Source organism: Nocardia yamanashiensis NBRC 100130 (assembly GCF_001613325.1).
Taxonomy (GTDB): Bacteria; Actinomycetota; Actinomycetes; order Mycobacteriales; family Mycobacteriaceae; genus Nocardia; species Nocardia yamanashiensis.
On record NZ_BDCD01000068.1, the window covers coordinates 1 to 10,372 of the forward strand.

General features: G+C 68.9%; 2 protein-coding genes. Both read left to right on the forward strand.

Translation table 11 applies throughout. From position 1 onward, the window contains the following. Positions 1-51 precede the first annotated feature (51 nt). Positions 52-9,537: a type I polyketide synthase gene (locus NY1_RS41540; protein ID WP_267888504.1), complete on the forward strand. Its 9,486-nt coding sequence runs from the start codon at positions 52-54 to the stop codon at positions 9,535-9,537. Beyond that, positions 9,537-10,372 (forward strand): beta-ketoacyl synthase N-terminal-like domain-containing protein (locus tag NY1_RS41545; RefSeq protein WP_169815496.1); only part of this gene is annotated, 836 nt, incomplete at its 3' end. The genes NY1_RS41540 and NY1_RS41545, both read left to right, overlap by 1 nt.

The following is a 10,372-nucleotide window of genomic DNA, read 5'->3' on the forward strand; positions in this document are numbered from 1 at the left end:
TCGGCGGATCATGTCCGGGAACTGATCGCGGGACGGGGCACAGCGCTGAGCATCGCGGCCGTGAACGGTCCCGCGGCGACCGTGGTATCCGGAGACGTGGATGCGTGCGCGGAGCTGCTGTCCCGGTGCGAGCGCGAAAAGATTTGGGCACGAGCGATTCCTGTCGACTACGCCTCACATTCGTCACATGTGGATCCGCTGCGGGACTCCGTGCTCGGCGAACTGTCGGGGATCACCCCGCGCCCATCGGCGGCCGCCGCACCGGTTTTTGTCTCGACGGTGACCGGTCGCCCGATGGATACGGCGGAACTGACACCGGAGTACTGGTTCACGAACCTACGGCAGACGGTCCGTTTCGAGGAGGCCGTGGCAGCCGCGCTCGATACGGGCTGCCGGGCATTCGTCGAGTCGAGTCCGCACCCCGTACTCACCGGCAGCATCCAGGACTCCCTCGATGCCGGGTCGGTCGGCCCGACCGTGGTGGTGGAGTCCCTGCGCCGCGACGACGGCGGTCTGCGGCGATTCCTCGCATCGGCGGCCGAACTGTTCGTCGTGGGCGGTCCGGTCGAGTGGTCCGCCATCCTCGCGGCAGGTAATGGCCGGTGGGTTCCCCTCCCGCCCTACGCGTTCCACCACCGTCGGTTCTGGTCGCTCCCACAGCCGAAGGGCGACGCGACCGATCTCGGGGTGCACCCGGTGGAACATCCGTTCCTCGGCGTCTGGGTCGAAGCCCCCGACAGCGGCACCGTGGTGGTGACCGGGCGGATATCACTCGACTCGCTGCCGTGGCTGGCCGATCACACGGTGGCCGGTCGAATGGTGTTCCCCGGTACCGGATTCCTCGAGCTGGTGGCCGCGGTCGCCGATCGTCTGGGCGGTGCGGGCATTCGCGAGCTTGCTGTCTCGACGCCCCTGGTGCTGGGCGACTATGCCGCCCGGATTCGCATCGTGATCGATGCGCCCGACCTCGAGGGCGGACGTGCGGTGCGGGTGTACTCACGGCCGGACACCGGCGACCTCGATACCGGGCCGGATGGCCACGCTGATACCTGGACCGCACACGCCGAGGCCGTGATCGCGCGCGCCGCGGTTGCTGCCGCACCCGGTCCCGACTCGGCGACCTGGCCACCCGCCGACGCGGTCCCGCTCGAAATAGCCGAAGGGTACGAGGAATTGGGCCGCCGCGGGTACGAATACGGACCGGCATTCCGTGGCCTGGTCGGCCTCTGGCGCGTCGCCGACGAGGTATGTGCCGAAGTCGAATTGAGGGCCGGCGATGCGACCGGGTTCGGTGTGCACCCCGCGTTGCTCGACGCGGTGTTGCACGCGGCGCTGACAGCCGCCGGATGGGACGATCGCCTGCGGTTGCCGTTCGCCTGGACAGGTATCCAGGTTCACGCGGTGGAGGCTACCCGACTGCGAGCCCGCATCCGTGTCACCGGCGACGCGACCGTGTCCGTGCGGGCGACCGATGTCACGGGAGCACCGGTGCTGTCGGTGGAATCGCTGCTGCTGCGCCCGATCTCGACGACATCGTTCGCGGACGCCGCGATCCGGGCAACATCCGACGGCCTGTACCGGGTGCGGTGGAGTCCAGCGGAAGCCGACGTGGACGCGGCCGCCGAACCGGCCGAACTGACGGTCGTGCGCTGCCTGTCCGAGGAGCCGACGTCGGACGTGGTCGACAGCACGCACGAACTCACGGCGAGGACCTTGGACTCGCTGCGATCTTGGCTGGCCGACATCCGCTCCGCCACGACACGCGTGGTGATCCTGACGCGCGGGGCGGTCGATGCCGGAGATCGCGCGGTGACGGACTTGGCGGGCGCGGCCGTATGGGGCCTGGTGGCATCCGCCCAGTCCGAGCACCCGGGCCGGATCGTGCTGCTCGACAGCGATTCCGATCTCGACGACGACGCGGTTGCTCGAGTTCTGCACCGGGTTCCGGCCCGGGAGGCACAGCTGGCGGTCCGCGACGGGCGGTTGCTGCTGCCCCGCCTGACACGCGCCGAGATCGACAACGTCGCCGCCGCCCCCGCACTCGCCGCGGGTACTGTGCTGATCTCCGGCGGCACCGGAGGCCTCGGCGCGCTGGTGGCACGGTGGCTGGTCGAGTCGCACGGCGTGCGGGATCTGGTCCTGACCAGCCGACGCGGCGCGGATGCTCCGGGTGCGGCCGCGGTGGCGGACGAACTCGGTGCGGCCGGAGCACACGTGCGGATCGTGGCCTGTGATATCGCCGACCGTGATGCGGTGCGAAACCTGATCTCTCGGATCACTGCGGAGGGCCAGTTGACCGGTGTGGTGCATGCCGCCGGTGTGATCGACGACGGCGTGATCGAGTCATTGACCGCAGACCGCCTGCGGTCGGTCATGGCCCCCAAGGTCGATGGCGGATGGAACCTGCACGAGGCGACCTCGGATCTGGAGCTGCCGGTGTTCGCGGTGTTCTCCTCGATCGTCGGAACACTGGGCATGCCGGGGCAATCGAACTACGCGGCCGGTAACCGCTTCCTCGACGGTTTGATCTCCTACCGTCGCGCCCTGGGACTTTCGGGCGTCTCGCTGGCCTGGGGACTGTGGGACCGGGCGACCGGCATGACCGAGCATCTGGACGCCGCCGCAGTGGGTCGTATGCGCCGCGAAGGTGTCGCGGCGCTGTCGACGCGCCAAGGTTTGGCACTATGGGACGCCGGTCTGGTGAGCGGGCAGCCATTGCTGGTGGCGGCCCGCATGGACCGGGCGGCAATGCGCACCGCCGCCGCGGAAGCCCGGCTGTCACCGATGTTGTCCGGGTTCGTCCGTGATATCCGCCGCGCTGCGGCCAAGGTGGCGGTACAGGATTCGGTTGATCTGCGGGACCGGATCGCACGCATGAGTGCCGATGGACACTACGAATTCGTCCTCGACCTGGTACGTACGCGGGCGGCGGCCGTGCTGGGCCACGACGCCGGTGCGGCCATCGACCCGGGCCGCGCATTCCGGGAATTGGGCTTCGACTCCCTCGCGGCACTGCAGTTCCGCAATGCCCTCGCCGCCGCGACCGGACTGCGGCTGCGTTCCAGCCTGATCTTCGACTATCCGACGGCGGACGCCCTGACCCGCCACCTGCTCGCGGAATCCGGTGCGGAGCTGAATCCGGCACCGTCCCAGGCGATCCCGTCTACCACGGCCGCCGACGAGCCGCTGGTGATCGTCGGCATGGCCTGCCGGTATCCGGGCGGAACGGATTCACCGTCGGACCTGTGGTCGGTGGTCGATCGCGGCGTCGACGTGGTCGGCGAGTTTCCGCTCGACCGCGGCTGGGACGTGGACGGTCTCTACGACCCGCAACCGGGCCGGAGCGGCAAGTCCTATACCCGTGCCGGCGGATTTCTCAGTGGCGCCGGCGATTTCGACCCCGGCTTCTTCGGCATCAGTCCGAAGGAAGCCCTGGCGATGGATCCGCAGCAGCGGTTGCTGCTCGAAGTGTCGTGGGAGGCGCTCGAAGACGCGGGCATCGACCCCCACGACCTGAAGGGCACCGCGACCGGCGTTTATGCGGGACTGATGTATCACGACTACCCCGACAGCGATGGTTTCGGCGCAGTGGCCTCGGGCCGGGTGTCGTATGCGCTGGGCTTGGAGGGCCCGGCCGTGACCGTGGATACGGCGTGTTCGTCGTCGCTGGTGGCGTTGCATCTGGCCGGCCAGGCAGTCAGGTCGGGGGAGTGCGAGCTGGCGCTGGTCGGTGGTGTCACCGTCATGGCGACACCGCACATGTTCGTGGAATTCTCGCGGCAGCAGGGGCTTTCGGCGGACGGCCGGTGCCGGTCCTTCGACGCCGCTGCCGATGGCACGGGCTGGGCCGAGGGTGTGGGTGTGCTGGTGGTCGAACGGCTGTCTCGGGCTGAGGAATTGGGTCATCGGGTGTTGGCGGTGGTGGCTGGTTCGGCGGTGAATCAGGATGGTGCCTCGAATGGTTTGACGGCGCCGAACGGTCCGTCGCAGCAGCGGGTGATCCGGCAGGCGCTGGCCAATGCGGGTCTGGGTATCGGTGATGTGGACCTGGTCGAGGCGCATGGCACTGGGACCAAACTGGGTGATCCCATCGAAGCCCAGGCGTTGCTGGCGACCTACGGTCAGCGCGCGGAAGGTGATCCGCTGTGGCTGGGCTCCATCAAGTCCAACATCGGTCACGCGCAGGCTGCCGCGGGTATCGCGGGTGTGATCAAGATGGTGCAGGCGATGCGTTTCGGGCGGATGCCTGCGACGTTGCATGTGAACGAGCCTTCGCCGCATGTGGATTGGGCTTCGGGCCGGGTGGAGCTGCTGACCGAAGCGCGGGACTGGCCGCGTAATGGTCGTCCGCGGCGGGCGGCGGTGTCGTCGTTCGGTATTTCGGGGACCAATGCCCACGTCATCCTCGAAGAACCGCCGATCGGCACGGAAACCATGGCGGTGGACCAGAATTCACCGACCCGCGAACACCGAATGCTGCCGTGGATACTCTCCGCGAAGACCGCAGCGTCGCTGTGCGACCAGGCCGACCGGCTGCGCAGCTTCGGCGCATCGGCAGCGGCGTCGGCCGCCGACGTGGCGGTTTCGCTCGCCGGCCGAACCCTCTTCGAACACAGAGCCGTCGTATTCGGTGCCGGTACAATGGAATTGCTGGCCGGACTGGATGCGGTGACCGCACAGGACGCCACCGCGGGCGTGGTGACCGGCCGCGTACTTCCCGGCCGAACCGGAGTGGTTTTCTCGGGGCAGGGCTCCCAGCGCCTCGGTATGGGCAAGGAACTGGCCGAGGCATTCCCGGTGTTCGCCACGGTGCTCGACGAAGTCGTCACGGAGCTGGATCGATGGCTGGACCGTCCGCTGCGCGAGGTCATGTGGGGCGATGACGAAGCACTGCTGCGCTCGACCCGGTACGCGCAACCGGCGCTGTTCGCTATCGAAGTCGCGACGTTCCGGCTGTTGCGGTCCTGGGGCGTCGAGGTCGGCGCGGTCATGGGCCACTCTGTCGGCGAGATCGCCGCCGCACATGTGGCCGGGGCGCTGTCCCTGGCCGATGCGGCGCGCTTGGTGGCGGTACGGGGGCGGCTCATGCAGGCCCTGCCCGAGGTCGGAGCCATGATCGCCGTCCGTGCGCGCGAGTCCGACATCGATGACCTGATATCGGACGGAGTGAGCGTCGCGGCAGTGAACGGACCGATGTCGGTGGTGATCTCGGGCGTGGCCGCCGCGGTCGAGGCGATCGCGGCCACCTGTGCCGAACGTGGGCACCGGACGACCCGGCTGCGCGTCTCGCACGCCTTCCATTCGGCTCTCATGGATCCGATGCTGAACGAGTTCGCCGCTGAGATCGCGCAGATCTCGGTCGCGGAACCGCGGATGCCGGTGCTGTCCAATCTCACCGGACAAGTGGCCGGGCCCGGTTACGCGGCACCGGAATACTGGGTGCGACATGTGCGCAGGCCGGTGCGCTTCGCCGACGGTATCGCGGCCATGATCGAGGCCGGCGTCACTCGCTTCGTGGAGGTGGGGCCCGGAGCCGCCTTGACCGCGATGATCGGCGAATCGATCGATCCGGCGACGGCGGTGGCGGTCGCGGCCCTGCGCTCGAATCAGCCGGAGCCGTCCTCCTTGCTGACGGCGGTCGCCACGCTGTTCACCGCGGGAGCCGTCGTGAACTGGTCCGCGGTGACCGGAGAGACGGGTGGCCGCCGAGTGTCGTTGCCGCCGTACGCGTTCGAGCGCCAGCGGTTCTGGCGCCAACCGCTGTCGCCGAAACCGGCGCCGGGGCTCGGTCTGCTCGTGCTGGACCATCCGATGCTCGATGCCGTGATCGAGTCACCGGACAGCCGCCGGCTGGTGGTGACCGGCAGCCTGTCGCGCGCCGCCATGCCGTGGCTGGGCGACCACGCCGTTTTCGACCGAGTCCTGATGCCCGGCACGGGATTCGTCGATCTGGTCGCCGCGGTGGCCGAGCGGATCGGTTGTGCGATGGTGCGGGAACTCACGATCACGGCGCCGCTGCAACTCACCGAGGTGCCCGTCGCACTGCGAATCGTCGTCGGCGAGCCGGATACCGGCGGCGTCCGGACCATCACCATCTACGCCCGTCCGGAACCCGAAACCCGCAGCGCCGCCGACGATATCGGCGCCCGCCCGTGGTCCGCCCACGCCGAGGGCCGGATCGCACCGCCGGAATCGACGCCGCTGCCGGTACCCGAGTTGCGGGCTTGGCCGCCCGCCGGTGCCCGCGCGGTGGATCTCGACCGGGCGTACGACAACCTCTCCGAACGTGGGTATCGCTACGGCCCGGTATTCCAGGGACTTTCGCGGGTGTGGCGCAAGAACGCCGACACCTTCGTCGAGGCGATCCTGCCGACCGGCGGCGCCGCGGCTGGTTTCGGCATCCATCCCGCTCTCCTGGACGCGGTATTCCAGGCCGTTCTGCTCATCTCCGGTCACGACGACGAGGTGGTACTGCCCTTCGCTTGGGAGGGCGTGCGGTTGTACGCCGAGGGCGCGACCACGGTCCGGGCGCGGCTACGCGCCATCGCGCCCGGCAAGGTGGCACTGGATGTGGCCGATTCGGCCGGCCGCGCCGTCATGTCGGTGGAATCGCTGTCGCTGCGACCGATTTCGGCCCAGCGGCTGGCAGGTGCCCTGGCCGCCACCGCGATCGACGGCTTGCATCACCTGCGCTGGACATCGGTCGGTTCCAGTGCCGATGCCGGCCCGGTCCCGGAGGTTCGAATCGCCGAGATCTCCGCGCCGGACTGCCTCGCGCACCTGACGGCCGCGGACGATCCGCAGCTCGCGCTCGTCGCGGTGAACTGTGCGATGGACTCGGAAAACGGCTCCGTCGCAACCGATTCCGACACGGCGCAGCGGGCGCACGCGCTGACAGAGCGCACCCTGGACGTGATTCGAGGATGGCTGGCCGACGACCGCTGTGCCGCGGCGCGTCTGGTGGTGCTCACCCGCGGAGCCGTGGACACCGACGGCTGCCCGGTCGCCGACCCCGCCGCCGCGGCGGTATGGGGGCTGATGGCTTCGGCGCAATCGGAGTTCCCCGGCCGGATCACACTGCTGGACAGCGATACTCCGATCGACGGGAAGACCGTCGGACGGGTGCTGGCGCGAGTGCCGGCCGAGGAACCGCAGATCGCACTGCGCGGAGACGAGGTACTGGTACCCAGGCTGGAGCGGGTGGACGCGGCGGCGGTCGTACCCGGCACGGGCCCGTGGCTGCTGGACGTCACCGAGACCGGCACCCTGGACAATGTCCGCTTACTGCCGGTGGTCCACGAACCACCGGCAGCGGGACAGGTACGCATCGAGACCCGGGCCGTCGGCCTGAACTTCCGCGATGTGCTGATCGCACTCGGCATGTATCCCGGCGCGGACGCGAACATCGGCAGTGAAGCCTCGGGCGTGGTCACTCAGGTGGGGCCGGACGTGACCGAATTCCGGCCCGGCGATCGGGTCATGGGGATTTTCGAGCACCGGGTCGGATCGGAGTCGACCACCGATCAGCGCATGCTGGTACGGATTCCGGCCGGGCTCTCCTTCGCCCAGGCCGCCGCCGTCCCCGTGGCCTTCGCCACCGCGTACCTCGGATTGTTCGAACTGGCCCGCCTGGACGCGCGCGATTCCGTGCTGGTGCACGCCGCCACCGGCGGTGTCGGACAGGCCGCGGTCCAGCTCGCCCGGCTCCGCGGCGCAACGGTTTTCGCCACGGCGAGTCCGACGAAGTGGGGTGTGCTGCGGACGATGGGTGTCGACGAGGCGCACATCGGTAACTCCCGGACACTGGACTTCGAGCAGAAGTTCCGCGAGGCCACCGGCGGTCGTGGTGTGGATGTGGTGCTCGACGCGCTCGCGGGTGAATTCGTGGACGCGTCGATGCGGCTGATGCCACGTGGTGGCCGGTTCCTCGAGATGGGCAAAACCGATCCCCGCGACCCGCGGGTGATCGCCGCCCGATACCCGGGCGTGGACTATCGGCAATTCGATCTGCTGCACGCCGGCCCCGACCGTATTCAGGGGATATTGCGGGAACTCGTGGAGCTGTTCGACCGCGGTCTGCTCCAGCCGCCGCCCGTCATGCAATGGGGCGTCGAGAACGCCGCCGAGGCGCTGCGGTACCTGAGCCAGGCGCGTCACATCGGCAAACTCGTACTCACGGTCCCGCCGCCCGTCTCCGACGGCACCGTGTTGATATCCGGTGGGACAGGTGGTTTGGGCGCGCTGCTGGCCCAGCATCTGGTCGCTGCCCACGGGGTGCGGGATCTGGTTCTGACCAGCCGCCGCGGGCCGGACACACCCGGGGTGAGCGCGCTGGTGGAACGATTGCGCTCCGCCGGTGCACGAGTTCGCCTGGAGGCGTGTGATATCGCGGATCGCACCGCGGTGAGCGAGTTGGTGTCCCGGATCGTGGCGTCGGGCCGGCTCGCGGGCGTGGTGCACGCGGCGGGCGTGCTCGATGACGGACTGTTCGGTTCGCTGACCGTCGAACGAACCCGGGAGGTACTGGCGCCGAAGGTCGACGGCGGCTGGAACCTGCACGAGGCGACCACGGGGCTCGAGCTGTCACTGTTCGCGGTATTCTCGTCGATCGCGGGCGTGCTGGGCACCCCGGGGCAGGCGAATTACGCGGCGGGCAACCGCTTTCTGGACGGATTGATCTCCTATCGGCGGGCCCGCGGACTACCCGGTGTTTCCCTGGCCTGGGGATTGTGGGACCACGTCACCGGCATGACGGGCAGTCTGTCGGCAGGGGACGTCGCACGGATGAACCGAACGGGACTGGCCGCGATGACCGCGACCGAGGGCCTGGCGCTCTGGGACGCCGCGCTGGCCTCCGGCCGCGCACTGGTGGTCCCCGCCTGTTTGGACCACCTCACCTTGCGCGCCCTGGCCGAACAGCAACGGTTGCCGATCATGCTGTCCGGACTCGTCGGGGCCTCGCGCCCGAAGGCCGTATCGGATGACCGGGCCGCCGAATCCGGACTGCTGGACCGGTTGACGGGTATGAGCCGAGACCGCCGTTACGAACTCGTCCTGGATCTGGTGCGCGAGCAGGCCGCCGCGGTCCTCGGGCATAGCGGTTCGAACGCCATCGAAGCCCGAAAGCCGTTCGAGGAGTTGGGTTTCGACTCGTTGGGCGCTGTCGAGTTCCGCAATCGCATGAGCACGGTGACCGGCCTGGCCCTGCCCACCACCCTGATGTTCGACTATCCCAACGCGGACGCGCTCGCCCGATTCGTCGGCGATATGGCGGCGAATTCCGCAGCGGCGCCATCCGATCGGATCTCGGTGGAAGAGTCCGAAGTCCGGCGATTGCTGCTCGAGATCCCATTGTCCGCGCTGCGGGAAACCGGACTGCTGAGCAGCCTGATGGAACTGGCCGGCGCCCCCGGCGCCGATATCGGCGGCGGGACGGCCGACGCGGACATCGACGGCATGGATGCCGAGAGCTTGATACGCCGCGCCCTGAACGCCGACCTGTTCGACGAGCACGAAACCGCCGTGGAGGAAAACTGATGACCGGCATCTCCGATTCGAACCTGCTCGACGCGCTGCGCGTCTCGATGAAGCAGGTGGAGCGACTGCGGCGGGAGAACCGGAGCCTGCTCGCGAAGTCCACACCGGAGCCGCTGGCGATCGTGGGCATGGGCTGCCGCTATCCGGGCGGCGTGACCTCGGCGCGCGCACTGTGGGAAATGGTCGATTCCGCCGCCGACGTCATCGGGGAATTTCCCCGCGAGCGCGGCTGGGACCTGGACGGACTCTACGACCCGCAACCCGGCACGGCCGGGAAGTCCTACGCGCGGACCGGCGGATTCCTCTACGAAGCAGGCGAATTCGACGCGGACTTCTTCGGCATCAGTCCCCGGGAAGCCCTCGGCATGGATCCGCAGCAGCGCCAACTGCTCGAGGTGTCCTGGGAAGCGCTCGAGGACGCGGGTATCGACCCCGAGACGCTGCGCGGCACCGCTACCGGTGTATACGTCGGTGTCGCCTCGCTGGCCAGGTACGGCGCATCGGGCAATGGGATTCCTGCGACCGCACCGAGTGTCGCCTCCGGCCGGGTGTCGTACGTGCTGGGTCTGGAAGGTCCGGCCGTGACCGTGGATACGGCGTGTTCTTCCTCGCTGGTGGCACTACATCTGGCCGGGCAGGCGGTACGGTCGGGGGAGTGTGATCTGGCGCTGGTCGGTGGTGTCACCGTCATGTCGACGCCGGAAGTCTTCGTGGAATTCTCTCGGCAGCGGGGTCTTTCGCCGGACGGCCGGTGCCGGTCCTTCGATGGTGGTGCGAACGGTACCGGCTGGGCCGAGGGCGTCGGCGTGCTGGTGGTCGAACGGCTTTCCCGCGC